This is a genomic window from Streptomyces melanosporofaciens, assembly GCF_900105695.1.
GTDB lineage: Bacteria > Actinomycetota > Actinomycetes > Streptomycetales > Streptomycetaceae > Streptomyces > Streptomyces antimycoticus.
Genome location: NZ_FNST01000002.1, coordinates 4481807 through 4506621 on the forward strand (window position 1 = coordinate 4481807; position 24815 = coordinate 4506621).

General features: G+C 72.9%; 26 protein-coding genes and 1 pseudogene. 12 read left to right on the forward strand and 15 right to left on the reverse strand.

Features of this window, described 5'->3' with window-relative positions:
* Positions 1 to 161: 161 nt before the first annotated feature.
* Positions 162 to 869: a DUF1707 SHOCT-like domain-containing protein gene (locus BLV72_RS22185; protein ID WP_093464362.1), complete on the forward strand. Its 708-nt coding sequence runs from the start codon at positions 162 to 164 to the stop codon at positions 867 to 869.
* A 179-nt stretch (positions 870 to 1048) separates the two neighbouring features.
* Positions 1049 to 1405, forward strand: coding sequence for a WhiB family transcriptional regulator (locus BLV72_RS22190; protein ID WP_020868722.1), 357 nt, complete (start codon positions 1049 to 1051; stop codon positions 1403 to 1405).
* Between the two features lie 98 nt (positions 1406 to 1503).
* Here the strand turns inward: BLV72_RS22190 and glpX are convergent, their stop codons facing one another.
* Positions 1504 to 2535 carry a class II fructose-bisphosphatase gene (gene glpX / locus BLV72_RS22195; RefSeq protein ID WP_093464363.1) on the reverse strand — a complete coding sequence of 344 codons (1032 nt, stop codon included), beginning with the start codon at positions 2533 to 2535 and terminating at the stop codon, positions 1504 to 1506.
* A 185-nt stretch (positions 2536 to 2720) separates the two neighbouring features.
* Between glpX and BLV72_RS22200 the strand changes: the two genes are divergently transcribed.
* Positions 2721 to 3260, forward strand: a complete 540-nt coding sequence (locus BLV72_RS22200) for a DUF4245 domain-containing protein (protein WP_093464365.1) — start codon at positions 2721 to 2723, stop codon at positions 3258 to 3260.
* 72 nt (positions 3261 to 3332) lie between these two features.
* Here the strand turns inward: BLV72_RS22200 and BLV72_RS22205 are convergent, their stop codons facing one another.
* The 3 genes from BLV72_RS22205 to xseA form a co-directional block, all read right to left on the reverse strand.
* Positions 3333 to 3923 carry a malonic semialdehyde reductase gene (locus BLV72_RS22205; protein ID WP_093464367.1) on the reverse strand — a complete coding sequence of 197 codons (591 nt, stop codon included), beginning with the start codon at positions 3921 to 3923 and terminating at the stop codon, positions 3333 to 3335.
* 162 nt (positions 3924 to 4085) lie between these two features.
* On the reverse strand, positions 4086 to 4385 hold the full coding sequence (locus BLV72_RS22210; RefSeq protein WP_093464369.1) for an exodeoxyribonuclease VII small subunit: 300 nt from the start codon (positions 4383 to 4385) through the stop codon (positions 4086 to 4088).
* A gap of 10 nt (positions 4386 to 4395) precedes the next feature.
* The gene (gene xseA, locus BLV72_RS22215; RefSeq protein WP_093470483.1) at positions 4396 to 5616 is read right to left on the reverse strand and encodes an exodeoxyribonuclease VII large subunit; all 1221 of its coding nucleotides are present in this window, start codon (positions 5614 to 5616) and stop codon (positions 4396 to 4398) included.
* 53 nt (positions 5617 to 5669) lie between these two features.
* Here xseA and BLV72_RS22220 point away from each other — a divergent pair, with 53 nt between their 5' ends.
* Both BLV72_RS22220 and ppgK read left to right on the forward strand, forming a co-directional pair.
* On the forward strand, positions 5670 to 6710 hold the full coding sequence (locus BLV72_RS22220; RefSeq protein WP_208905698.1) for a 4-hydroxy-3-methylbut-2-enyl diphosphate reductase: 1041 nt from the start codon (positions 5670 to 5672) through the stop codon (positions 6708 to 6710).
* Complete coding sequence (gene ppgK, locus BLV72_RS22225) at positions 6707 to 7498, forward strand: polyphosphate--glucose phosphotransferase (RefSeq protein ID WP_093464373.1); 792 nt, start codon at positions 6707 to 6709, stop codon at positions 7496 to 7498. Before BLV72_RS22220 ends, ppgK begins: the two co-directional genes overlap by 4 nt.
* Here the strand turns inward: ppgK and BLV72_RS22230 are convergent.
* A complete protein-coding gene (locus BLV72_RS22230) occupies positions 7404 to 8078 on the reverse strand; it encodes a DUF6542 domain-containing protein (RefSeq protein ID WP_093464375.1) in 675 nt (224 codons plus the stop codon). The two genes, ppgK and BLV72_RS22230, sit on opposite strands and share 95 nt — an antisense overlap.
* Positions 8079 to 8274: 196 nt before the next feature.
* Between BLV72_RS22230 and ychF the strand changes: the two genes are divergently transcribed.
* Entirely contained in the window at positions 8275 to 9363 is a 1089-nt protein-coding gene (gene ychF / locus BLV72_RS22235) for a redox-regulated ATPase YchF (RefSeq protein ID WP_093464377.1), read from the forward strand.
* Positions 9364 to 9396: 33 nt separating this feature from the next.
* Positions 9397 to 9771, forward strand: a complete 375-nt coding sequence (locus BLV72_RS22240) for a hypothetical protein (RefSeq protein WP_093464379.1) — start codon at positions 9397 to 9399, stop codon at positions 9769 to 9771.
* Positions 9772 to 9910: 139 nt separating this feature from the next.
* Here BLV72_RS22240 and BLV72_RS22245 read toward each other — a convergent pair whose 3' ends face one another.
* Genes BLV72_RS22245 through BLV72_RS22260 form a run of 4 tightly spaced genes read right to left on the reverse strand, consistent with a single transcriptional unit; the run spans position 9911 to position 15061 of the window.
* Positions 9911 to 10921, reverse strand: coding sequence for a Rieske (2Fe-2S) protein (locus tag BLV72_RS22245; protein ID WP_093464381.1), 1011 nt, complete (start codon positions 10919 to 10921; stop codon positions 9911 to 9913).
* Positions 10918 to 11949: a phytoene/squalene synthase family protein gene (locus BLV72_RS22250; protein ID WP_093464383.1), complete on the reverse strand. Its 1032-nt coding sequence runs from the start codon at positions 11947 to 11949 to the stop codon at positions 10918 to 10920. The genes BLV72_RS22245 and BLV72_RS22250 overlap by 4 nt, the downstream gene beginning before the upstream one ends.
* Positions 11946 to 13721, reverse strand: coding sequence for a phytoene desaturase (locus tag BLV72_RS22255; protein WP_244320910.1), 1776 nt, complete (start codon positions 13719 to 13721; stop codon positions 11946 to 11948). Before BLV72_RS22255 ends, BLV72_RS22250 begins: the two co-directional genes overlap by 4 nt.
* Positions 13718 to 15061, reverse strand: coding sequence for a polyprenyl synthetase family protein (locus BLV72_RS22260; RefSeq protein WP_093464384.1), 1344 nt, complete (start codon positions 15059 to 15061; stop codon positions 13718 to 13720). The genes BLV72_RS22255 and BLV72_RS22260 overlap by 4 nt, the downstream gene beginning before the upstream one ends.
* Before the next feature lie 266 nt (positions 15062 to 15327).
* Here BLV72_RS22260 and BLV72_RS22265 point away from each other — a divergent pair, with 266 nt between their 5' ends.
* From BLV72_RS22265 to BLV72_RS22280, 4 genes are all read left to right on the forward strand, one after another.
* The gene (locus tag BLV72_RS22265) at positions 15328 to 16605 is read left to right on the forward strand and encodes a lycopene cyclase family protein (RefSeq protein ID WP_093464386.1); all 1278 of its coding nucleotides are present in this window, start codon (positions 15328 to 15330) and stop codon (positions 16603 to 16605) included.
* On the forward strand, positions 16602 to 17330 hold the full coding sequence (locus tag BLV72_RS22270; protein WP_093464387.1) for a class I SAM-dependent methyltransferase: 729 nt from the start codon (positions 16602 to 16604) through the stop codon (positions 17328 to 17330). Before BLV72_RS22265 ends, BLV72_RS22270 begins: the two co-directional genes overlap by 4 nt.
* Positions 17327 to 18904 (forward strand): FAD-dependent oxidoreductase, encoded by a 1578-nt coding sequence (locus tag BLV72_RS22275; protein WP_208905699.1) that lies wholly within the window; start codon positions 17327 to 17329, stop codon positions 18902 to 18904. Before BLV72_RS22270 ends, BLV72_RS22275 begins: the two co-directional genes overlap by 4 nt.
* 174 nt (positions 18905 to 19078) lie before the next feature.
* The gene (locus tag BLV72_RS22280) at positions 19079 to 19960 is read left to right on the forward strand and encodes an SDR family oxidoreductase (RefSeq protein ID WP_244320912.1); all 882 of its coding nucleotides are present in this window, start codon (positions 19079 to 19081) and stop codon (positions 19958 to 19960) included.
* Positions 19961 to 20370: 410 nt separating this feature from the next.
* Here BLV72_RS22280 and BLV72_RS22285 read toward each other — a convergent pair whose 3' ends face one another.
* Together BLV72_RS22285 and BLV72_RS22290 are read right to left on the reverse strand one after the other, a co-directional pair.
* Positions 20371 to 21123, reverse strand: coding sequence for an SDR family NAD(P)-dependent oxidoreductase (locus tag BLV72_RS22285; protein WP_093464389.1), 753 nt, complete (start codon positions 21121 to 21123; stop codon positions 20371 to 20373).
* Positions 21120 to 21437, reverse strand: a complete 318-nt coding sequence (locus BLV72_RS22290) for a hypothetical protein (protein ID WP_093464391.1) — start codon at positions 21435 to 21437, stop codon at positions 21120 to 21122. The genes BLV72_RS22285 and BLV72_RS22290 overlap by 4 nt, the downstream gene beginning before the upstream one ends.
* A gap of 70 nt (positions 21438 to 21507) precedes the next feature.
* On the opposite strand from BLV72_RS22290, the gene BLV72_RS22295 reads away from it, so the two are divergent.
* Positions 21508 to 22398, forward strand: a complete 891-nt coding sequence (locus BLV72_RS22295) for a LysR family transcriptional regulator (protein WP_093464392.1) — start codon at positions 21508 to 21510, stop codon at positions 22396 to 22398.
* 60 nt (positions 22399 to 22458) lie between these two features.
* On the opposite strand, the gene BLV72_RS22300 is transcribed toward BLV72_RS22295, so the two are convergent.
* The 4 genes and pseudogenes from BLV72_RS22300 to BLV72_RS22315 form a co-directional block, all read right to left on the reverse strand.
* Positions 22459 to 22851, reverse strand: a complete 393-nt coding sequence (locus BLV72_RS22300; protein ID WP_093464394.1) for a DNA-binding protein — start codon at positions 22849 to 22851, stop codon at positions 22459 to 22461.
* Positions 22851 to 23102: a hypothetical protein gene (locus tag BLV72_RS22305; RefSeq protein WP_093464395.1), complete on the reverse strand. Its 252-nt coding sequence runs from the start codon at positions 23100 to 23102 to the stop codon at positions 22851 to 22853. The genes BLV72_RS22300 and BLV72_RS22305 overlap by 1 nt, the downstream gene beginning before the upstream one ends.
* Positions 23103 to 23185: 83 nt before the next feature.
* Positions 23186 to 23317: pseudogene (locus BLV72_RS50015) on the reverse strand (Uma2 family endonuclease); the annotation flags it as partial.
* 20 nt (positions 23318 to 23337) lie between these two features.
* Positions 23338 to 24804, reverse strand: a complete 1467-nt coding sequence (locus BLV72_RS22315; RefSeq protein ID WP_093464397.1) for a M1 family metallopeptidase — start codon at positions 24802 to 24804, stop codon at positions 23338 to 23340.
* Positions 24805 to 24815 lie beyond the last annotated feature (11 nt).

The following is a 24815-nucleotide window of genomic DNA, read 5'->3' on the forward strand; positions in this document are numbered from 1 at the left end:
GCGCGTCCATAAGCGTAGAACGGGGCGGCGGAACGGGACCTGTGAGGTAGGGCTCAGTAGCGGGCGCGGCCGCGGGCGCTGGGACGGTAGGGGAAGGATCAGGGATCCGTCAGGGATCGTTCCCCTAGTCGCGATAGATCGCGACTGGATACCCTGAGTCCGTGGATGAGCAGCAGCCCGTGCCCCTGACCAAATCCGCCCCCGCACCCGCCCCGGTGGCCCCCGCGGCCGCCCCGGCCCCGGCCCCGGCGGCCGCCCCCGTCGCGGAGGGGGAGCTCCGCGCGTCCGACGCGGACCGCGACCGGATCGCGGACATCCTGCGGGAGGCGCTCGCCGAGGGGCGGCTCCAGCCCGAGGAGCACGCCGAGCGGATCGACGCGGTCTATCGCGCCAAGACCCTCGGCGCGCTGGAGCCCCTGGTGCGCGATCTGCCCGTCGCCGCCACCCGCGGCTCCGGCCCGGCGCCGGCGCACGACGCGGAGCCGGACTGGGCGCGCACCGTGCCCGAGTCGGAGAACCTGGTGGCGGTCTTCGGCGGTTCGACGCGCAAGGGACGCTGGCGGGTCAGGCGCCGTACGAACGCCCTGGCGGTCTTCGGCGGCGTCGAGATCGATCTGACCGAGGCGGTCTTCGAGCACCGGGAGATCGTCATCAATGTCGTGGCCGCCTTCGGCGGAGTGGACATCAAGGTCCCGGAGAACGTCTCGCTGCGCGGCTCGGGCGCGGGCATCCTCGGCGGCTTCGACGTCAGGACGTACGAGGCGCAGGACCCCGACGCACCGGTGATCCACGTCACCGGGTTCGCGGTCTTCGGCGGTGTCGAGGCCAAGCCCAAGCGGGGGAAGCGGCTGAAGAACCTGCGGGCATAAGCCCTGAAGAACGAGCATGCGCGGGGGAAGTTCCGGGTGGGACAACGGTGTGCATAAGCGCGCGCACAGCGGGTAAGGCTTGGTGCATCGTCTCTCGTACGGCTGATGGGGGTGCTCACGGGGCCGTACACCTCGAGGCGGGCAAGGGTGACCACCGGAGCCGTCGTCAGGAGTAGACCGTGCTGCAACCGCATCAGCCCCTGCTGGAAGCCGCCGTGCCCCCGCAGCGCGTCCCCGCGCGGGATCAGGCCGGCCCCTGGCACTCGGAGGCGGTGTGCCGACGGGACGAGGCCGGGCTGTTCTTCGCTCCTTCCAAGGAGCCCACGGCTGCCAGGCTGTCGCGGGAAGAGGCCGCCAAGCGCGTCTGTGCGCGCTGCCCGGTCATGGTCGAGTGCAGGGAGCACGCACTGCTGCAGCCCGAGCCGTACGGCGTGTGGGGCGGGCTGACCGCGGCCGAGCGCCGGGTCGTGCTGGCCCGCCGGCGGCGCCGGGAGGCGGAGCTGCAGCGCGCGGTGCGGGTCGCCGCCGCGGGCTGAACTCTTCGGGACCTGGGCCGGGCCCCGCCGGGAGGCGGGACCCGGCCCTCGTCATGTGCCGTCTGCGTTACCCGCTGGCCGCATGATGTACCGCGCGCTCAGCTCGGCCGTTCGAAGTCGACGGAGGCGTAGGCGCGCAGCTTGGCCAGCCGGTGGGTGGAGTCGATCTGCCGGATGGTCCCGGACTTGGACCGCATGACCAGCGACTGGGTGGTGGCGGTCTCCGCGCGGTACCGCACCCCGCGCAGCAGATCCCCGTCCGTGATGCCGGTCGCGACGAAGAACACATTGTCGCCGCTGACCAGGTCGTTGGTCTCCAGGACCTGGTCGAGGTCGTGGCCCGCGTCCAGGGCGCGCTGCCGCTCCTCGTCGTCCTTGGGCCACAGCTTGGCCTGGATGGTGCCGCCGAGGCACTTGATCGCACAGGCCGCGATGATGCCCTCCGGCGTACCGCCGACGCCCAGCAGCAGGTCCACACCGGTGCTCTCGCGCGCGGCCATGATCGCGCCGGCCACATCGCCGTCGGAGATGAACTTGATCCGGGCGCCCGCCTCCCGGATCTCCTTGACGATGCCCTCGTGGCGGGGGCGGTCGAGGACCACGACCGTGACGTCCTCGGGGCTGGACTTCTTGGCCTTGGCGATCCGGCGGATGTTCACGCCGGGGGGCGCGGTGATGTCGACGAACTCGGCGGCGTCGGGGCCGGTGACCAGCTTGTCCATGTAGAAGACGGCCGACGGGTCGAACATGGTGCCGCGCTCGGCCACCGCGAGTACGGAGACGGCGTTGGCCATGCCCTTCGCGGTGAGCGTGGTGCCGTCCACGGGGTCCACGGCCACGTCGCACTCCGGGCCGGTGCCATCGCCCACGCGCTCACCGTTGAAGAGCATCGGGGCCTCGTCCTTCTCCCCCTCTCCGATGACGACGACGCCGTTCATCGAGACGGTGTGCACGAGGGAGCGCATGGCCTTCACGGCGGCGCCGTCGGCGCCGTTCTTGTCGCCGCGGCCCACCCAGCGGCCGGAGGCCATGGCACCCGCCTCGGTGACCCGGACGAGTTCCAGGGCGAGGTTGCGATCGGGAGCCTCGGGGCTGACCTCTAGCTGGGAGGGGAGATGATGCTCGGTCATCGGAGCGCACCTTTCTGTACGGCGACGGACCGGGAGGTCCCTCCTTCCCGCAGGGGGCTAGGAGGGTGAGGGTGTTCATGACTTTATCCGCTGATTGGCTAAGTGAGCAGACAGCCCCACGCATGAGCACGGCCCTGTTGCGAGGTGCGGCGACCGGATGAGGGACGATAGGGGGCGTGGCAGGTATGCGTGGCAAAGAGACGGTCCGGGACATGGTGCTGTCGCTGGCGGCGATCGGCGTCGTCGCGGCGGCCATCTACCTTTTCGGGATCCCGCACGACGAGGGCGCCAAGGGCTCCGGGGTGAAGACGGTGGACTACCGCGTGGAGGTGGACACGGCCCGTCGCGCCGCCCCGTACCCGGTGGCCGCCCCCGAGCCCGGGAGCCTGCCCAAGGGCTGGCGCGCGACGTCGGTGACCTACCGCCCGGCCGCCGAGCCGGACGGCGCGCTCTGGCACCTCGGCTTCCTCGACCAGGACGAGGAGTACATCGCGGTCGAGCAGAGCGACGGCAAGCCCGTGCCGTTCGTGGAAGAGGTCACACAGCAGGCGCGGGAGACGAAGCGCACCCAGCGGATCGACGGCGAGGAGTGGGTCCGCTACGAGGGCGACAAGTACGACGCGCTGGTGCGCCAGGAACCGGGCGTGACCACGGTGGTCACCGGGACGGCGTCGTACGGGCAGTTGACGAAGATGGCCACCGCGCTCACCGAGAAGAAGGGCTGAGCGCGACGACCGAAGGGCGTGGCCCGGACCAGCGGTCCGGACCACGCCCTTCGGCGTGTGGTCTGTGGTGGCTCAGACCGTGGTGATGACCTGGTCGTAGTCCAGGCGCGGGCCACGGGGGAACCAGGCGTCCTCGCCCGGCTTGCCGATGTTGATGACCACCAGCGGGGTGTGGTCCTCGTCCAGGAACTCCTTCTGGATCCCGGCGGCGTCGAAACCGGTCATCGGGCCGGCGGCGAGACCGGCGGCGCGGATGCCCAGGATGAAGTAACCGGCCTGCAGCGAGGCGTTCAGCCCGGCGGCCTGCTCACGGGCGGCGCGCTCGGAGAAGAAGACGTCCTTCGCCTGCGGGAAGTGCGGGAAGAGCGCGGGGAGCTCCTCGTGGAACTCGTTGTCCGCGGCGAGGATCGCGACCAGCGGGGCGGTGGAGGTCTTGGCCTGGTTGCCCTCGGCCATGTGCTGGACCAGCCGCTCACGGGCCTCGGGGGAACGGACCAGCACAACGCGCAGCGGCGACTGGTTGAACGCGGTCGGCGCGTACTTGATCAGGTCGTAGATCGCCTGCACCTGCTCCTCGGTCACCGGCTCGTCGGTGAAGGTGTTCGCGGTGCGGGCCTCACGGAAGAGAAGGTCCTGAGCGGCGGGGTCGAGTACGAGTGCCATGGAAGAAACCTCTGCATAAGCGGGGATATCGCTGACGGCCTCTACTGTACGGCGCTTAGATTAATGTTCAACTAAAAAGCGGGCGCAGTGTGCGGAAGGTGCTCTGAATCACACAGGGGTGGGGTGCGTGCTTGCGCTGGGGACGCGATAAACCGCCGGCGGTCACCCCTCGGCCGGGCGCTCCGCGCCCTCGCCGTCCCCTTCCCCATCCGCGTCCGTCTCGTCCGCCAGCGCCGCGTCCAGCCGTGCCCGCGCGCCCTCCAGCCAGCGGCGGCAGACCTTCGCCAGCTCCTCGCCCCGCTCCCACAGCGCGAGCGACTCCTCCAGGCTGGTGCCGCCCGCCTCCAGGCGGCGGACCACCTCGACCAGCTCGTCCCGCGCCTGCTCATAGCCGAGCGTGGTCTCCGCCCGCGGTGTGTCGCTCCGCGCGGTCTGCTGGGCCTGCTCGTCCGTCTTCGCCATGTCCCTCACCCTATTCAGCCGGACCGACAGCGACGCGCGCCCGGAACTCGCCCTCGGCGACCCGCGCCCGCAGCTCCTCGCCCTCCGTGACCTCGTCGGCCGCCCGCACCACCGAGCCGTCGGGGTGCTGCAGCACCGCATAGCCCCGCCGCAGCGTCGCGGCGGGGGAGAGGGCCACCACCCGCGCCTGGGTGTGGGACAGCTCGGAGTCGGCCCGGTCCAGCAGATGGCCCAGGCAGCGGCGGGCGCGCTCCAGCACTGCCGTGATCCGCTCCGCGCGCTCGTCCACCATCCGGTGCGGCTCCCGCATGCACGGCCGGGCCAGCGCGGCGGCCAGCCCCCGCTCCTCCCGGTCCAGCAGCCCGTGCACACTGCGCAGCGCGCGCTCCCGAAGCTGCTGGACGCGCATCAGCTCCTCGCCAACATCCGGCACGATCTTCTTCGCCGCGTCGGTGGGCGTGGAGGCGCGCAGATCGGCCACCAGGTCGAGCAGCGGGGAGTCCGGCTCATGGCCGATCGCGGAGACCACCGGCGTACGGCACGCGGCCACCGCCCGCACCAGCTGCTCATCGGAGAACGGCAGCAGATCCTCCACGCTGCCGCCGCCGCGCGCCACCACGATCACATCCACTTCCGGCAGCGCGTCGAGCTCCTTGACCGCCTCGATCACCTGCGGCACCGCGTGCACCCCCTGCACCGCCACATTGCGCACCTCGAAGCGGACGGCGGGCCAGCGCAGCCGTGCGTTCTCCAGCACATCGCGCTCGGCGGCCGAGGCGCGCCCGCAGACCAGCCCTATGAGCTGCGGCAGAAAGGGCAGTGGCTTCTTGCGGTCGGCCGCGAACAGTCCCTCCGCCGCCAGCGCCTTCTTCAACTGCTCGAGCCGCGCGAGCAGTTCGCCCACGCCCACCGGGCGGATTTCGGCGGCCCGCAGGGAGAGCTGGCCCCGCGGCGCGTACCACTCCGGCTTGGCGTGCACCACGACCCGCGCGCCCTCGCTGACCGTGTCCGCGATGCGGTCGAAGACGGCACGGAAGCAGGTGACGGTCAGCGAGATGTCGTAACTGGGGTCGCGCAGGGTCAGAAACACCACACCGGCGCCCGGGCGCCGGGAGAGCTGGGTGATCTGCCCCTCGACCCACACCGCGCCGAGCCGGTCGATCCAGCTTCCGATCAGCCGGGACACCTCGCCGACCGGGATCGGCGCCTCCGCGGACGTGTTGACAGCCATGACCGCGAGGGTATCGGTCACCACCGACAGACCCCGGGGTCATCGCCCCTACCATGGGGGACATGACTGCAACCTCCGCCCGCCGGGTCCTGCTCGCGGCCCCCCGTGGCTACTGTGCCGGTGTCGACCGTGCCGTGATCGCCGTCGAGAAGGCCCTGGAGCAGTACGGCGCGCCGATCTATGTGCGCAAGGAGATCGTCCACAACAAGTACGTCGTCCGGACCCTGGAGAAAAAGGGCGCCATCTTCGTCGACGAGACCGAAGAGGTGCCCGAGGGCTCCATCGTGATCTTCTCGGCGCACGGTGTCGCGCCGGTGGTCCACGAGGAGGCCGCCGAGCGCAAGCTGGCCACCATCGACGCCACCTGTCCCCTGGTGACCAAGGTCCACAAGGAAGCAGTCCGGTTCGCCAAGGAGGACTACGACATCCTCCTGATCGGTCATGAGGGCCATGAGGAGGTCATCGGCACCAGCGGTGAGGCCCCGGACCACATCACCCTGGTCGACGGCCCCGACGATGTGAAGAACGTCGACGTGCGTGACGAGTCCAAGGTCGTCTGGCTCTCCCAGACCACCCTCTCGGTCGACGAGACCATGGAGACCGTGGACGCGCTCAAGGAGCGCTTCCCGCAGCTCATCAGCCCGCCCAGCGACGACATCTGCTACGCCACCCAGAACCGCCAGATCGCCATCAAGCAGGTGGCCGCCGAGTCCGACCTGGTCATCGTGGTCGGCTCCAAGAACTCCTCCAACTCGGTGCGGCTGGTGGAGGTCGCCATCGGCGCGGGCGCCAAGGACGGCCATCTGGTCGACTACGCGAGCGAGATCGACGAGGCATGGCTGGAGGGCGTCACCACGGTCGGCGTGACCTCGGGCGCCTCCGTGCCGGACGTGCTCGTCGAGGGCGTCCTGGAGTGGCTGGCCGAGCGCGGCTTCGGCGATGTCGAGGTCGTCCAGCCGATGCAGGAGTCCCTGACCTTCTCGCTCCCCAAGGAGCTGCGCCGGGACCTGCGGGCGGAGGCGGCGGCCGCGACGTCCGCCGGTGAGCCGGAGGCCGCGGCGGTCGCCGCCGAGGCGGAGGGATCGCAGCGGTGACGCAGGACCAGGGGGCCACGGGGGCGTCCGCGGCGAAGGTGTTCGGCATCGACATCGGCGGTTCGGGCATCAAAGGCGCCCCGGTGGACCTGGATCGCGGTGAGCTCGCTGAGGAGCGCCATAAGGTGCTCACCCCGCATCCGTCCACGCCCGAGGCGGTTCTGGACGGTGTGGTGGAGGTCGTCCGGCATTTCGGCTGGTCCGGGCGGCCGGTCGGGGTGACCTTCCCGGGCGTGGTGAAGAACGGTGTCACCCTTACGGCCGCGAATGTCGACAAGAGCTGGATCGGCACCGATCTGGCGTCACAGCTCGGCGAGCGGCTGGACTGCCCCGTCACGGTGCTGAACGACGCGGACGCGGCCGGGGTCGCGGAGGTGGCTTTCGGCGCCGCCCGCGGCGTCAAGGGCACCGTGATCGTGCTCACCCTCGGCACCGGCATCGGCAGCGCGCTCTTCACCGACGGGCAGCTGCTCACCAACACCGAGCTGGGCCATCTGGAGCTGGACGGCCATGAGGCGGAGAAGCGGGCCTCGACCAAGGCCAAGGACGATCACGAACTGAGCTGGTCGCACTGGGCGCGCCGGGTGCAGAAGTACCTCCATCACCTGGAGATGCTGTTCTCACCGGAGCTCTTCGTGCTGGGCGGCGGGGTGAGCCGTAAGGCGGACAAGTTCCTGCCGCTCATCGAGGGCGTCAGGGCCGAGATCGTGCCTGCGCAGCTGCAGAATAATGCGGGGATCGTGGGTGCCGGGATGGCCGCGGTCGCTGCTGCCGACGACGCCGGGTGACCAGCACCGCCCGCCGTACGAGCACGATCAGCACGGTCAGCAGCGTCCCCGCGTAGAGCCAGCCGGCCTGCAGCGACAGTGCGGTGAACACCCCCACCGCCTGTCCGCTGAACCCGGCCGAACCGTCGTTGATCGGCAGCAGCCCGACCGTATAGGCCAGCGGCGCCGTCACCGGCGCCGCCAGCAGGTCGGCCGGGCGCACCCACATCCCGCAGGCCGCGCAGGCCGGCAGGAAGAGCACGCTGTACACGGTGGGTGAGCCGGAGAACAGCAGCGCGTCCAGGCACCCGATGCCCAGCATCGTGAGCGTGGTCAGCAGCCCCGCGCCAAGCCCGGTCAGCCGGGGGTCCGGGAGGGACAGCCCCCGGGCCCGCCGCAGCGCGGCGGTCAGCGCCGCGGCCGGACCGGACGGCGTCGGCCGCCGCGCGGGCGGCCGGGGGTCCCGGACCGCGCCGCCGGGCCGTCCACGGCCCTGACCGGCGCCGGCGCCTCGGCTGCGGCCGGTATACGTGTCGTCCGCGGCCGGGCGGGGCGGCGGGGCCGCCGCGCGGCGCGGCGTACGCGTGCTGTATTGCTCCACCCGACCAACGTAGGCGGCCGGAGGGCGGGAATCCGGTCTTGGACACGCCCTTCGCAGGACCTTGGCAGTGTGTTCGACCGATTGTCAGCCCGGCCGGGTGATCGGGGGCGGCCCCGTAGACTGGTGGACCGGCCCCGCCGGGGTCCGTCCTCTGTCCTCACATCCCGACCACGGGAAGTTACGGGAAGTCGCCAACGTGTCGCTCACGATCGGAATCGTCGGTCTGCCGAATGTCGGCAAGTCGACCCTTTTCAACGCCCTGACCAAGAACGACGTGCTGGCGGCCAACTACCCGTTCGCCACCATCGAGCCCAACGTCGGCGTGGTCGGCGTCCCCGACCCCCGCCTGGACAAGCTCGCCGAGATCTTCGGCTCGGCCCGCAAGCTCCCCGCAACCGTCGACTTCGTCGACATCGCGGGCATCGTCAAGGGCGCCTCGGAGGGCGAGGGACTGGGCAACAAGTTCCTGGCGAACATCCGTGAGTCCGACGCCATCTGCCAGGTCATCCGCGCCTTCAAGGACGAGAACGTCGTCCATGTCGACGGCAAGATCTCGCCGAAGAGCGACATCGAGACGATCAACACCGAGCTGATCCTCGCCGACCTCCAGACCATCGAGAAGGTGCTGCCGCGCCTGGTCAAGGAGTCCCGGATCAAGAAGGACAAGCAGCCCCAGGTCAAGGCCGTCGAGGAGGCCAAGGCCATCCTCGACGAGGGCCGCACCCTCTTCTCCGCCGGCATCGTCCAGGGCAGCGAGCGCGCCGCCCTCCTCCACGAGCTGCACCTGCTCACCACCAAGCCCTTCCTCTACGTCTTCAACGTCGACGAGGACGAGCTCACCGACGAGTCCTTCAAGGCCGAGCAGCGCGCCCTCGTCGCCCCCGCCGAGGCGATCTTCCTCAACGCCAAGCTGGAGGCCGACCTCGCCGAGCTGGAGGAGGACGAGGCCCTCGAGCTCCTCCAGTCCGTGGGCCAGGAAGAACCCGGCCTCGCCACCCTCGCCCACGTCGGCTTCGACACCCTGGGCCTGCAGACCTACCTCACCGCCGGCCCCAAGGAATCCCGCGCCTGGACCATCAAGAAGGGCGCCACGGCCCCCGAGGCGGCCGGTGTGATCCACACCGACTTCCAGAAGGGCTTCATCAAGGCCGAGGTCATCTCCTACGAGGACCTCGTCACCACCGGCTCGGTGGCCGAGGCCCGCTCGGCGGGCAAGGCCCGCATGGAGGGCAAGGACTACGTGATGCAGGACGGGGACGTGGTGGAGTTCCGCTTCAACGTGTGAACTCCCGCGGATCGATGAATAAAATCGGCTCTCATGTCGAACGCTGACGAACTACTCGTTGACGTGGCCGCCAAGGTGGAGTCCGAGCAGAGCAATCAGATGTCCCTGACCGTGGTCACCGGCGGCGCTGTCATCACCGGACGGTTGGCTCCCGAAGCCGTGTGGAGGCGGCGTGTGTCGGAGATCCTGAGGGACTCGGACCGCCTCCGCCCCTTCGCCGGTGTCTTCACCGCCGACGGGACGCAGGACCGGCCCGGCCGCGGTGGGCCGCCCACCCATCTGCATTTTCACGTGGCCCGAATCCTGCAAGGAAGCATGGGGATCCCCGAGACGGGCGGGATGTACCGCGTAGCGATCAAGGACGTCAGCAGTTGGACCGTTGGCGACTTCAGCTACTCCGACTCATGAGTCACGGACCTCTGGTCGGCCCTGCAGGCGCTGTCCTGCCGACCGGACACCGAACGCGTTGAGGGCTCGACCGGCGCGCGCCGGTCGAGCCGGTGACCGTCGGGTGGGAGAACGGGCTCGGGAACGCCTGGTGCGCCGCTCAGCCCGGGAAGCGGCCCGTCGACCGCAGCCGCCAGCGCCGCTCGGCGTAGGCCAGGTCGTCCCGCCACAGCCGCCCGGCCACGGCGCGCACCAGGGGACGCAGCAGCGGCGCGGCCCGGCGGGCGGCGGCGAAGCCCGGACGGTCCGAGGCGGTCACCACCGCCTCGATGACGGCGGTGCGCGGGCGGCCGGACCCGTCCGTGCCGAGCGGGGTGGCGTGGGTCTCCACGACGGAGCCCGCGCCCTCGCCCTCGGTGATACGCATGACAACGGTGCGGGGTTCGGGCGCCGTGAAGACGGCACGGACCGGCACGACCAGCCGGCCCGCCACCTTGAACGACACGTCGACGGTAAGGCCGTCCGCGCCGCCGTCCGCCGCGCAGGCCGGCCCGCCGGGCGCGTCCACCACCGTGAGGTCGACGAACGAGTAGGGGTGGAACCACGCCCCGTGCCATGGATCGAGCCGGTTGGCCAGCACGTCCTCGGGCTCACAGACACCCACCCCGGTGTAGACGGCCGTCAGGGCGCGGGTGGGCTCGGGCCGTCGCGGTACGACGGGTGCGTCCAGCGGCTCCTCACCGCCCACCGTGTCCAGCCGCACCCACACCAGCACCCCGTCGTCGTGCACGGGCAACGGCGACCAGCCCGCGTACGGGCTGCCGTCCAGGGCGAGCCCGTGCCAGTGGCACACCAGCGTGCCGCAGCGCACCGGGCTGTCCCGCAGCGGCGCCCCCAGGTGCGGGCAGATCCCCGGTCCGCCGACGAGGCGCCCGCCGGGGCCGCGCCAGACCACGACCTCCTGACCCGCCACGGTCCGCGACGCCGGCTTGGCGTCCCCCCGCAGGGCGCGGGAGGCGCCGACGACGTACCAGTTCCCGGACGGACGGGCCTGCGCCCGCTTCAGTGCCCCGGCGATCACCGCCGGCCGAGCCTCGCGCCAGGTGGGCCGCTGACGCTCCCAGGGCACGGCGTGGTGACGCAGCGACAGCGGCAGGCGACGGCGGTTCACGCGACCTCCTCGGCGGAGCAAGCGGCCATCGCCGGCGAGGGCGCGGCCGCGGGCAGGGGGCGGGCGCAAGCGGGCGGCCGGTCTCCGGGACCGGTCCGCGCCCGCAGCCGGGCCGCCGCCACCCGGGCCAGCCCGTCGACGGCGACCACCGCCCTGCGCCGCCGCTGCACCGCCGACCGCCGGTGCAGCACGGCGTAGCCGTCGCGCGCGACGGTGTCCAGGATGCCGCCGTACAGGACGGCCGCCGTGCGGATGCAGGGCCGCGCCACCGGTTCGAGCAGATCGATGCCGGGCACCGCCGTCCGGTACACACCGCGGGTCAGCGCCTCGAACTCCTTGAGCGCGGCGGTGATCCGGCGGTCCGGATGGCCTGTCGCGCGGCTTTGGACCAGCAGCTCCCGGTCCACGCCGTGACCGGCGAGCAGGTCGGCGGGCAGGTAGACGCGTCCGCGGTCCAGGTCTTCGCCGACATCCCGCAGGAAGTTGCTCAGCTGGAAGGCGACGCCGAGCGCCGCGGCGTACGGCGCGGCCTCCTCCCGCGGCACCACCGTGCCCAGCACCGGCAGCATCTCGAGCCCGATCACCGCGGCCGAGCCGTGCATATAGGCACGCAGATCGGCGTAGGTGGGGTAGGCCGTCACGACCAGGTCGGAGCGCATCGCGGTCATGAAGTCCCGGAAGTGGGCGTGGTCGATGGCGTAACGGTGTGCGGTGTCGGCGAGCGCGCGCACCACGGGCTCGCCGCTGCCACCCCGCCGCAACCCCTCCTCCAGCTCGCCCTGGAGCCGGCTCAGCGCCCGCACCCGCACATCCGGTCCGGCGCCGGGGTCGAGGGAGTCGACGATGTCGTCGGCCCAGCGGGCGAAGCCGTACAGGGCGTGCACGGCGGGCCGGCGCTCGACGGGCAGCAGCCGGGTGGCGAGGAAGTAGGTCTTGCCGTGCCGGGCGTTGAGGGCGCGGCAGTGGCGGTAGGCCGCACGCAGCGCCGGATCGGTGATACCCGCCGCGTCGAGCTCTCGATCGGTCATCCGGTCCTGCCTTCGGTCGCGGGGGCCGTGGGGTCGGTGAGGTCGGCCGGGGGGCTTTCCGGCACCGGGGACTGAAGCGCGGCGGGCGGGGACTGCGGTGAGGAGGCCGGCGGCTCCGGCGCGCCGGTCGGACAGGGGCGAGGTGCCTCGAGCGCTGGTGGGGCGGCCGCCGCCTCCCGCGTGACGGTCCGGAATACGGACGGGACCGGGGAACCCGGGCGGGCCGGGGCACCGGCCCTCGCCGGGAGGGCGGCGGTCGCGGAGGGGCGCGAGCGGGTGGCCCCCCGTCCGGGTACGCCGGTCACGCGGGCCGCGGCCAGCTTCCCCGACAGCAGCACGGTCGGCACGCCGACGCCGGGCGTGGTGCCGCAGCCGGCCAGAACCGCGTTCTGCGTGCCGCGCACCAGGTTGCGCGGCCGGAACGGGCCGGTCTGGGCGAAGGTGTGGGCGGCGGAGAAGGGGGTCCCGGCGGCGTGCCCCCGGGTGTGCCAGTCGGCCGGGGTGATCAGGCACTCCTCCTCGATGGCGGCTTCGATGCCATCGAGTCCGCGTCGCTCCAGCTCCCGCAGCAGCGTGTCCCGGTAGCGCGGGCCGAGGTCGGACCAGGCCGCCGCGTGCGGGCCGATGGCGGTGTTGGGGCAGGGGGCGAGGATGTAGTGCAGGTGGCGGCCGGGCGGCGCGAGGCCGGGGTCGGTGGCGGTGGGCCGGGTGATGAGCAGCGACGGGTCGCTCATCAGCCGTCCGGCACGGGTGAGTTCGTCGAACGTGGTGTGCCATGCCGCGCCGAACGAGAGCGTGTGGTGGGCGAGCTGGGGCCAGGTGCGGTCCGTGCCGGCGTGCAGCACGACCGCGGAGGGGGAGTGGCGCAGCCCCAGCGGTCTGCGTGGCCGGCGGCCGAGCAGCCGGTAGGCGACGGGCAGATCCGGGGTGAGGACGACCGCGTCGCACGGGATGCGGCCGGTGCCGGTGACGACGGCCGTGATCCGCTCGCCCGACCGTTCCAGGTGGGTCACCCGTTGCCCGTACCGCAGCTCGGCGCCCGCGTCGCCGGCTGCCTCCGCCATCGCCCGCGGAAGCGCGTGCATGCCGCCCCGGGGGAAGTACACGCCGGCGACGGTGTCCATATAGGCGATGACCGCGTAGGCGGCCAGCACCCGCGCCGGGGGCACACCCGCGTACAGGGCCTGGAAGGAGAACACCCGGCGCAGCCGCTCGTCGCTCAGGAAATGGCCGATCCGGGCGTCGAGGCGGCCGAAGCCGCCCAGCGCGGCCAGCCGGGCGAGGTCGGCGTTGAGCAGGCCGAGCGGCGAGTCGAAGTTGACGTCGATGAACCGGCGCATCTGAGCCCGGTACAGCCGCTCCAGCCAGTCGCGCAGCCGCCGGTAGCCCGCCGCCTCGGCCGGTCCTGCGAACCGTTCCACCTCCGCGGCCATCGCGTCCGCTCCGGTGTGTACGTCGAGGCTGCTGCCGTCCGCGAAGCAGGCCCGGTAGGCCGGGTGCAGAGGGACCAGGCGGACCCGCTCGTACAGGCTGTCGCCGACGGCGGCGAACGCCTCGTCGGCCAGCTCCGGCATGGTCAGCACGGTGGGCCCGGTGTCGATCCGGTAGCCGGCCAGGTCGAGGCGTCCGGCCCGGCCGCCGGGCAGGTCCTCGCGTTCGACGACGGTGACGCGGCGCCCGGCGCCCAGCAGGTGCAGCGCCGCCGACAGCCCGGCGAGTCCGGCGCCGACGACCACCACGTGGTCCGTGGGACCGGGCAGGGCGCGGGTCATCGGCCGGTCCCCTCGGTGCCGCAGGGCCGTGTCCCGCACGGATCGTGCGCGGGCCGCAGGCGTACGGCGGCCTCCTGACCCGGCCGCGCCCCGGCCGCCGCGAGCAGCAGAGCGCGCAGCGGGCCGGTGCCCTCCGGGTCGAGCCGGGCGCGGTCGAAGTGCCCCAGCCCCTGCGCGGCGAGCCGGTCGATCGTGGTCTCCACGGTGGCGCGCGCCCCGGTCGCGATCAGCACGTCCCGCACCTCGTCCAGGCCGCGCTCGGTGAGCGCCGCGTCACCGAGCCACCGCTCCAGCACGGCGAGCGCGGCGCCGTCGCCGGCGGCCTCGGCCCGCGCACGGGCGACCGCGACCAGATAGGTCGGCTTGCCCTCCCGAATGTCGCCGCCGCATGCCTTACCGGTCTCCCGCGGGCCGCCGAAGACGTCGTCCAGGTCGTCGCGGAGCTGGAACGCCAAGCCGACACATCGGCCGGCGTCGCGCAGCCGGCGCAGTGTCGCCTCGTCCGCGCCCGCCACGGCGGCCCCCAGGGTGAGGGGCCGCTCCACCGTGTACGGGGCGCTCTTCAGGCGGGCGGCGCGCAGCGCGCGGGACAGGGACCGCGCGGTGGTGATCTGGCCTTGCACGTCCAGGTACTGGCCCGCCACCATCTCCGTGCGCATGTCGCTCCACAGCCGCCGCACCACCACCGCGGTCGTGGGCGCCAGCGGCGTTTCCACCACCAGGTCGTCGGCCCAGGCCAGCGCCAGATCCCCGGCGAGGACCGCGGCCGACTGCCCGAACCGCTCGGCCCGCTCGGCCCCCACCCGGTCGGCGTAGCGATCGGCCAGGTCCGTGTGCAGCGCGGGCCGGCCGCGCCGCAGCGCCGCCCGGTCCATCACGTCGTCGTGGACGAGCGCGCAGGTCTGGAGCAGTTCCAGGGCGCCTGCGATCCGCAGGGCCGCTGCCGCGGCCGCCGGATCCCGGCCGGCGCAGGCCCGCGAGGCCCACCACACCAGCTGCGCGCGGGTGCGCTTGCCGCCCTCCAGGGTGAAGCGTGTCACCCGTTCGGCCAGCTCCTCGGCGAACAGCGGATCCGCCAGCCGAGCGTGGCGCAGGCGCTCCGCCAGCACATGGTCGAGCATCCGGCCGACGGCGCCGGGCACGTCGGCGTCGACCTGGCGCACTTCGGCGGACCCGGTGGGGAGCGGCCCGCCCGCCGCGGGCCACGCCTCCGTCGTGCCGTGTCCGGCGCCGCCGTCGGCCACCGGCCTGCGCGGAAGTGACGCCACGGGCGTCTTTGCCACCGCGACCGGGCACGGCGGCGCGGTCGCGGGGTGGTCCTTCGCGTGGGTGGGACGCATTCCGGTTCCCTCCGTCGTGTCCGTCGTTCTCGTCACACGTCTGCTTCGGTGCGGGCGGTGCGGACGGATATGCGAACGCCTCACGCGCATGGCGACCACCGCCCTTTCACGGTGCCGTGTCCGGCGCTCGGGCGCTCGCCGTCAGGGGGCGCCCTGCATCCGCCGGGGTACACAATGTGGAAAAACCAGGCCAAGGCATTCGAAAACGGGTGCCGTGTGGCCCATCCGCCCGGCGGCACGGGAGCGGACCGAGGAAGGGAGGCATCGTGCCGGAGACGGACGTGGCCGTTGTGGGGGCGGGCGCCGCCGGGCTGTCGCTGGCCCACCGGCTCGCCGGACGCGTTCCCGGCCTGCGGACACCGTCCGTGGTGCTGGTGGACGCGCCGCCCGGTCCGCTGCGCCCGCCGCCGCGGACCTGGTGCTACTGGGCGGCGGGACCCGGGCGGTTCGACGCGGCGGTGCGGGCCGAGTGGCGGCGGCTGAGGGTGCGTCCGCGCACCGGCGCCCCGATCGAGGGGGACATCGCCCCGCTGCGGTACCGAATGATCCTCTCCGAGGACTTCGAGCGCCTGGTCTCCCGGGACCTGGCCGGCAGCCCCAACGTCCGGCGCCTGGAAGCGACCGTCGGAACGGTGGAGGACGTGCCCGGTGGCGCTCAAGTCCACCTGAGGGACACCGACGGCCGGGCGCGGGTGCTCAGCGCCCGCTGGGTGCTGGACTCCCGCCCCCCGAGCAGCCTGCCGGCCGCTCGCACCACTCTGCTGCAGCACTTCCACGGCTGGGTCGTGCGCACCGCCCGGCCCGCCTTCGACCCGGCCGCCGTGGAGCTGATGGACTTCCGTACCCCGCAGCCCGCCCACGGCCTGTCCTTCGGCTACGTCCTGCCGCTCGGGCCGTGCGAGGCGCTCGTGGAGTACACCGAGTTCTCCCGGCGCACCCTCACGCCGGACCGTTACGAGGCCGCCGTACGGCACTACGCCGACGAAGTGCTGAGGCTCGGCGAACGGCAGGTCCTGGCCACCGAGACCGGCGTCATCCCGATGACGGACGCGCCGATCCCCCGGCAGGCCGGCGCCTCGGTCTTCCACATCGGCGCCGCCGGCGGAGCGACCCGCCCCGCCACCGGCTACACCTTCGCCGGACTGCAGCGCCAGACCCGGGCCGTCGCCGACGCCCTGCGCCGCGGGCGCCGCCCGGTGCCGCCCGCCGCCCACTCGGTGCGCTCCCGCGCCATGGACGCCGTCCTGCTGCGCGCCCTGGACAGCGGCCGGGCCGACGGCCCGGAACTGTTCAGCCGCCTGTTCGCCCGCGTGCCCATGGCACGGCTGCTGCGTTTCCTCGACGGTGGCACCCGCCTGCACGAGGACGTGTCCATCGGCCTGCGTACGCCCGTCGGGCCGATGCTGCGCTCCGCCCTGGAGCTGCCCCGCCTGCCCCGCCGCCGCTTCGACCTGCTCGCGTCGCCGCATCCGCCGGCGCGCCCCGCCACTCCGCCGCCTCCCACGCCGGACCCGCCCGCCCCGCCCCCCACGGAGACCGCATGACGCTGCTGCGCGACGAGCGCCTCGCCGCCGCCTTCGACCACGCCTCCCGCAGCTACGACACGCTCGTGGCCGCCAATCCCGGCTACCACGCCCACCTGCGCCGCTCGGTGCGCCGGCTCGGGCTGCCCGGACATGGGCAGGGGCTGCGCCTGCTCGACCTCGGCTGCGGCACCGGCGCCTCCACCGCCGCGCTGCGGTACGTCCTGCCCGCCGCCGACATCACGGCCGCGGACGCCTCGGCCGGCATGCTCCGGCGGGCCGCGGCCAAGCCGTGGGCAGACGGGGTGACCTTCGTGCACGCCCCCGCCGAGCGGCTGGCCGAGGCCGGGGTACGCGGCCCCTTCGACGCGGTCTTCGCGGCGTACCTCTTCCGCAACGTCACCGACCCCGACGCCGTCCTCACCGGCGTGCGCGGGCTGCTGCGGCCGGGCGGCCGGCTCGGCGTGCACGAGTACACCCTCCGCGGGCGGCGCGCCGACCGCGCGGTGTGGACGCTGGTGTGCCGGGGTGTCGTACAGCCCGTCGCGACCCTGCTGGGGGACGCGCCGTTGTACCGGCACCTGTGGCGCAGTGTGCTGGAGTTCGACACTGCCGGGCGGTTCGCGCGGCGCCTCGGCGCGGCCGGCTTCGACCGGATCCGCGCCCTGCCGCTGCCGGGTTGGCAGACGGGCATCGCCCACACCTTCGTCGCCCGCCGGGCACACGACCGGAGGGAGGACGCATGAGGACCCCACGCCGGGGCGCCGCGCGCCGGGGACGCGACCGGCGGGCCCGGACGCTGCCGGCCCGGCCCGGCGTCCCCCGGGTGCGGGGGACCCCGCCGTCGGTGGCGGTGGTCGGCGGGGGCATCGCCGGCCTGGCCGCCGCCACCGCGCTCGCCGAGCGCGGGGTGGCCGTCACCCTGTACGAGAAGCGGCCCTACCTCGGCGGGCGGGTCGGCGGCTGGCCGACCGCACTGTGCGACGGCACCACGGTGACCATGAGCCGCGGCTTCCATGCGTTCTTCCGTCAGTACTACAACCTGCGTGGACTGCTGCGCCGGACCGACCCCGGCCTGGAGCGGCTCACCGGCCTCCCGGACTACCCGCTGCGGGGCGCCGACGGCCTGCACGACAGTTTCCGGCACGTCCCGCGCACCCCGCCGTTCGGCGCGCTCGGCTTCGTGGCGCTCAGTCCCTCCTTCCGGCTCGCGGACCTGCGCGCCATCGACCCGGTGGCCGCCCTGCCCCTGCTGGACGTGCGCGTGCCGGAGGTGTACGAACGCCTGGACGGCACCAGCGCCCACGACTTCCTGGACGCCGTGCGCTTTCCCGAAAGCGCCCGTCACCTGGCCTTCGAGGTGTTCTCCCGCAGCTTTTTCGCCGACCCGCGGGAGCTGTCGGCGGCCGAGATGGCGCTGACGTTCCACATCTACTTCCTCGGCTCCGCCGAAGGGCTGCTGTTCGACGTGGTCCGCGCCCCCTTCCCGGCCGCGCTGTGGGACCCGCTCGCCGGCTATCTGGCCCGCCACCACGCCGAGGTGCGCACCGGCACGGCCGTCGAGCACATCGCGCCCGTCCCGGACGGCGGTTTCGTGGTCGCCTCCGACCGGGACGAGCGCCGCCACGACGGGGTCGTCCTCGCACTGGACACCGCCGGGCTGCGCTCGCTGGTCGCACGCTGCCCACAGTTGAGCGACGCGCCGTGGCGCGAGCGGATCGGACGGCTGCGCACCGCCCCGCCCTTCCTGGTCAGCCGCCTGTGGCTGGACCGGCCCGTCGCACCCGACCGGCCCGGCTTCCTCGGCACCAGCGGCTTCGGCACCCTCGACAACATCAGCGTGCTGGAACGCTACGAGGACGAGGCGGCCCGCTGGAACGCCCGCACCGGTGGCTCCGTCGTCGAACTGCACGCCTACGCCGTACCGCCCGACGCCCCCCGGGACGTCGAACACAAGCGTCTCCTCGACCAACTCCACCGCGTCTACCCGGAGACCAGCACGGCCACGGTCCTCGACGCCCGCCACGAGTGGCACGACGACTGCCCCCTGTTCCCGGTGGGCGGCTACGGCGACCGCCCCACCGTCCGCACCCCGCACCCTCGACTGGTCGTGGCCGGCGACGTGGTCCGCACCGACTTGCCCGTGGCGCTCATGGAACGGGCGGCGACGAGCGGCTTCCTCGCGGCCAACGCCCTGCTGGAGCGGTGGGGGGTGCGGGGGCAGACGCTGTGGACGGTGCCGCAGCGCGGGCGGGGCGCGCTCCTCAGGGCCCTGGCCACGTGGGGGCGGACGCCCGCCGTCCGCGGGCGGTCGGACTGAACGGCCGGGCGGGACGACTCCTTCGGAGACGAGTACGCCGGAAGAACCGCCGGGGGATGGAGAGACCCGTCGGCAGGAGAAGAGGACCATGAGGACAAGCGGACGAGGACGCGGCCGCCACGGCATCGCCCGCCCCCGAGCCCGCACACCGGCGTCTCACCGCTGCGCGGACGCGTGGCCGTCGTCACCGGAGCCGCCCGCGGTGTCGGCGCGGCCGTCGCCGCCGCGCTGTCCGAGGCCGGTGCACGGGTGGCGCTGCTCGGCCGGGAGGAGGAGAGGCTGCGGGAGGCGGCGGCCGGGCTGCCCGCGCCCACCCTGTGCGTCGAGGCGGACGTCACCGACCAGGCCGCCCTGGACGCCGCCGCACGCGAGGTCGAGGCGCGGCTCGGCCCCGCCGACGTGGTCGTGGCCAACGCGGGCATCGCCGTCAGCGGACCCTTCCGCACCACCGCGGCCGACCTGTGGCAGCGGGTCGTCGACGTCAACCTGACCGGCGCGGCCAACACCGCCAGGGCCTTTCTGCCCCACCTCACCCGCACCCGCGGCTACTTCCTCCAGGTCGCCTCCACCGCCTCGTTCGGCTCCGCGCCCATGATGAGCGCGTACTGCGCCTCCAAGGCGGGTGCGGAGTCCTTCGCCCAAGCCCTGCGCTGCGAGCTCGAACCCGACGGCATCGCCGTCGGCATCGCCTACCTGCACTGGACCGGCACCGACATGATCGGCGGCATCGACGACAACCCGGTACTGCGGGCCCTGCGCGCGCATCAGCCCCGGTTCGCCCGCCGCGTCCAGACTCCGGCGCGGGTGGCCGACCTGCTCACCGCCGGCATCGTCCGCCGCGCCCCCCGCGTCCACGCGCCGCCCTGGCTGCGCTGGTGCCAGCCGCTGCGCCCGGTCTTCCCCGCCCTCGTCGCCCGCATCTCCCGGCGGGAGTTGCGACGCCCGAGCGGGGCCGAGTTCACCGCCGGCACCGGAGTCCTGGGCGCGGGCGGCCGCGCCGACTGGAGCGCGCACCGGTCCGCACCGAGTCCGCGGCCGGACGGGCAGGCAGACTGACCGGCAAGGCCCAGGACAAGATCGCGGCCGTGGGTGTGGTCGTTGACCGGGGCGCCCACCGAGTTGCTCCACGCAGCGTTCGAGTTCGGCTGCGGCGGCGACCGGATCCTGCGGGGGCAGGGCGGCGGACCAGCGGAACCATGCGCGGAGGGCGGAGGTACGTCGGTGCGGCCCGGCGGGGTGGGCCGGGCCGGGGGAGGGGGCTCGTTCATAGGGGCCGGGCAGGGGGGCCGTGCCCGATGCGGCCTGATCCCGTGCGGGGGCCCGAGCGCGATCCGCCGACTCGAGCCCCGACGGCCCGGCCCCCTCCGCACCCGGCTCTTCAGGAGCGCGGGCGACGGAGAGCGCGGGGGCGGGGCCGGGTGCCATGTGGCCTGAGGAGGGTCCGGTGCCCGCGCGCGGTGGATTCCTCAGGCCCGCCGTCCGCCGTCGACCGACAGGGCGATGCCGGTGATGTAGGACGCCGCGTCCGAGCAGAGCCAGACGGCGGCGGCCGCGGCCTCCTCCGGGTTGGCCATCCGGCCGAGCGGCGTGATCGCCTCCTGCATGGCGATCAGGTCGGTACCGGCCGCCACCCGCTCGAACCCGGGAGTACGGGTCGGGCCGGGGCAGACGGCGTTGACCCGGATGCTGTCCGGCGCGTAGTCGACCGCGGCGACCTTGGTGAGCCCGACGATGCCGTGCTTGGCGGCCACATAGGCGGGGGCGGTCGGGATCGCGTACAAGCCGCCGTTGGAGGCGATGTTGACGATCGCGCCGCCCTCGCGGCGGCGCAGTGCGGGCAGTTCGTACTTCATGCACAGGAAGGTTCCGGCCAGATTGACATGAACCACGCGCTCGAACTCGTCCAGTGTCATCTGCTCGAGCTGCCGGTGATGGGAGGCCAAACCGGCGTTGTTCACGGCGAAGTCGAGGCCCCCGTACTCCGCGACCGTACGCTCGACGGCCGCCCGTACGGAGTCTTCGTCGCCGATGTCGACGGGGACGGCCAGTGCCTCCCCACCGTCCGCCCTGATCATCTCGGTGGTCTCGGCGGCCGTGCTCTCGTCGATGTCGAGCACGGCGACCGCGGCGCCGCACCGGGCGAACTCCAGCGCCGCCGCGCGGCCGATCCCACTGCCCGCGCCGGTGACCAGTCCCACCTTCCGGGATGCGGCGCTCATGCGAGCGGCTCGTGATTGGCCCAGGCGACCTTGTACGGGTGCCGCGACTGCCAGCGGTGGATGACCTCGTGCAGGGCGGGCGCGGCGAACCCCTTCGCCAGAGCGTCGATGTCGGCCACGGCGAACTGCACGATCGCGGTCGCGATCAGCGCGGGAATGGCCTCCTCCCCGGGGACGGGAAGGTGGCGGCGGGCTACCACCGACTCCACGAAGCCGGTGTCGAGCATGGCCCGTTCGATATCCCCGAGGTATTGGTCGAGTTCCGTATCGGGCAGCGGCTGATCGAAGGAGACGATCATCGTGTGCTGGATCATGCGGCAATTCTTGCGACCGCTTGCCGCAAGTGTCCAAGATCGGTATGGAATTCGGCGATAACCTACAGGCATGGTTGAACTGGAGACCCGCGAGCTCGAGTACTTCGTCGCAGTCGCCGACGAGCTGCACTTCGGCCGGGCCGCCACCCGGCTCTCGATCGCCCAGCCGGCGCTGTCGAAGGCGATCCGGCGGATCGAGACCCGGCTCGGCGTCCCGCTGTTCCTCCGCTCCAGCCGGCACGTCGAGCTCACACCGGCCGGGGAAGCGTTGCAGGAGCACGGACGGCACGCGCTCAACGCGGTCGCCGCCGCCGTCCGCAGCGCCCGGCGTGCCGTCGACACCGAGGCTCACCTGCGGCTCGTACTCAAACCCGGCGGCGACGCCGGGCTGCTGTCCGGGATCCTGGCCGAGTACTCCCACCAGCCCGATGCCCGCCGGGTCGACATCCTCTTCAGCGGCCCCGCCGACCGCACCGACTTCCTGCTCGACGGCCGGGCCGACGTCGGCCTGCTCTACGTACCGTTCGACGATCTCGACGGACTGGACCACGAGACGCTCCACGCCGAGGAGCGGGTGGCCATCGTCCCCACCGCACACCGCCTGGCCGGGCTCGCCTCGGTACGGATGGCCGACCTGGAGGGCGAGACACTGCCGCGCTGGAAGGGCGTGCCCGGGGGCGACGGCACCGGCCCGGAGGTCGCCGACGTGGTCCAGCTGCTCCAGATGATCAAAGTGAGCCGGATGATCGGGGTACTTCCCCGCTCGCTCGTCGAACCGCTCCCGCCCGGCCTGGTCGGTGTACCGGTATCCGACGCCCCGCCCAGCCGCCTCGTACTCGCCTGGAACGAACAGGACCGTCGCCCGCTGCTCGCCACGTTCGTGGCCGCGGCGCTGAGGGTTCCGCCCAGAATGGCCGACATGGTCGGGGCTGACGTGTCAGGGGCGACCTTGACGTCGTGAGTCGGGCGCAGGGGGATCCCCCGCACGGCAGAGAACGCCCAACTCGGGCCCACGATGGGCTCAGACCTTGACGATCTCCACGGTGGAGCCGCAGAGCAGTGTCAGATCCTCAGGGTCGGACGTGAGCACGGTGACCGGCCCGTGCGCAGCACGGGCGACGGCTGCGGACGCGGCGTCGATGGCGTACTTGTGGCCGTGGAGGCTGTGGGTACGCAGAAGTTCGGCGGCTCGGTCGGTGATCTCCCTCGTGACGTCGTGGACATCGATACGGGAGAGGACCCACCGGATACGGGCGGGATGGATGCGGTCGTAGGCGGCCTCCAGGGCGGTCATGGCAGTGGTGCCCACGCGGATGCCCTCTTCGGAGGCGGCTTGGACCAGCACCATGACCTGCCGGTCCTTGCGGTAGAGCTTGGAGAGCCCCTCGCAGTCGAGCAGGAGGGTGCCGGGCATCAGGCGGCGGCTCCGCCGGATGCGCGATGGTCGTGGCGCAGAAGGGACCGGGCGGCCTCGACCTCATCGCGGGAGAGCTCGTCGTTGTCGGTCTGGAAGTCATCGACGATCTCGCGGAGCTTGTCCATGGCGACGCGCTGTTCGAGAGCCTCGGCGACGTAGGCGGAGAACCCGCCGGGGCCGACCTGGGCGCGCACGGACTCGGCGAGCTCCTCGGGCAGGCTGATCGAGTACTTCTTGCTACCGGCCATGGTGCTGATCCTGCCTGAGGTAGCAAGGCGGGGTGTGGGGTGTGGGACGGGGCGGGATTCCCGGACTCCGGCACGTCGTCGTCTCACCTGCTCTTGGCGGGGGTGAGGTCATCCAGATTGATGTTGATCTTGAAGGGGACCGTCCGCTGGAGGTTGTGGCGGAAGATTCCGGCGGGGGCGTAGGCGCCGGTCGGCTCGTCGAGCTCATAGACGTGGCCGTCACCTTCCCCTGCCGTCAGGGCTTCTTCGGCTTGCCCTCGCCGTACAGCCAGACGTCGAAGAGGCGGGTCAGGTCCTTGCCGGACTTGCGTTCGCACAGCTCGATGAACTGCTTCGTATCCGCGTTGCCGTGCCGGTGGTCCTTGAGCCATGTGCGGAGGATGGAGAAGAAGGTCTTGTCGCCGACGGTCCGGCGGAGCTGGTGCAGCACCATCGCGCCGCGGCCGTAGACGGGCGGGTCGGAGACGCTGGCGACGCTCGGGGGGTCGGCGGGCGGGAAGTCCCAGATGCCCTCGCTCTCGTCGTCGGTGCCGTCGTAGAAGTCGTCGAAGGTCTGCTGGGCGCTGCGGCCGTCGTGGTCCGCCTCCCACAGCCACTCGGCGTAGGTCGCGAAGCCCTCGTTGAGCCACATGTCCTTCCAGGCCCGGGGCGTGACCGAGTCGCCGAACCACTGGTGGGCGAGCTCGTGCACGACGAGCGTTGTGTCCGGGGCCGCGTCGAAGTACGGCTTGGTCTGGGTCTCCAGGGCGTAGCCGAGGCCGGGGAGGTGGTCGACGACGGCGCCGGTGGAGGAGAAGGGATACGGGCCGAAGGTGCGGGTCTCCCAGGTGATGACGTCGTCGACCTGGGCGGTGATGTCCTTGGCGCGTTCGGCCTCGGTGGGGTCGACGGCGACGTAGACGGGCAGGCCCTTGCCGGTGGTCGTGGTGCGGACGTCGAAACGGCCGATGGCGACGGTGGCCAGATAGCTCGCCATGGGCTCGCCCATGTGCCACCGGAAGGTGGTGTGGCGGTCGCGGGTCTGCCGGCCCTTCAACTCACCGTTGGAGACGGCGGTGTAGCCCTCGGGAACGGTGACGGCGATGTCGTAGGCGGCCTTGTCGGAGGGGTGGTGGTTGCCGGGGAACCAGGCCATCGAGCCGGTCGGCTCGCCGAGGGCCACGGCGCCGTCGTCGGTGCGGATCCATCCCTCCTTCCCGGTGTCCTCGCCGGTGAGGGTTTTCGGCTTGCCGTCGTAGACGACGGTGGCCGTGAAGGGGCGGTCCCGAGGGAGGGCCGAGGCCGGGGTGAGGACCAGCTCGGTGCCACTGCGGGCGGCCTTGGCGGGGCGGCCGTTCACCGTGGCCTTCCGGACGCGCAGCCCGGCGAGGTCGAGGTGGAAGGAGCGCAGGGCCCGGTCCGCGCGGGCGGTGATGCGGGCGGTGCCTTTGAGGTGGCGGGTGCCGGGTGTGTAGTCGAGGGCGAGCCGGTAGCTCCGCACGTCGTAGCCGCCGTTGCCGAGCCGGGGGAAGAGCGCGTCGCCGACCCCCGCGGCGCCCGCTCCGGCACGGGACGTCCCGGCCGCGCCCTGTGCCCCGGAGCCACCGGTGCAGCCCGCGACGCACAGCGCCAGCAGCAGCACGCCGGGCAGCACCCGCGTGATGCGGCGAATGGGCCTGGGCGCCACGCGGTGGGGCTCCGAGGCGAGCGGTTCGTCGTCCATCACGGTCCCTA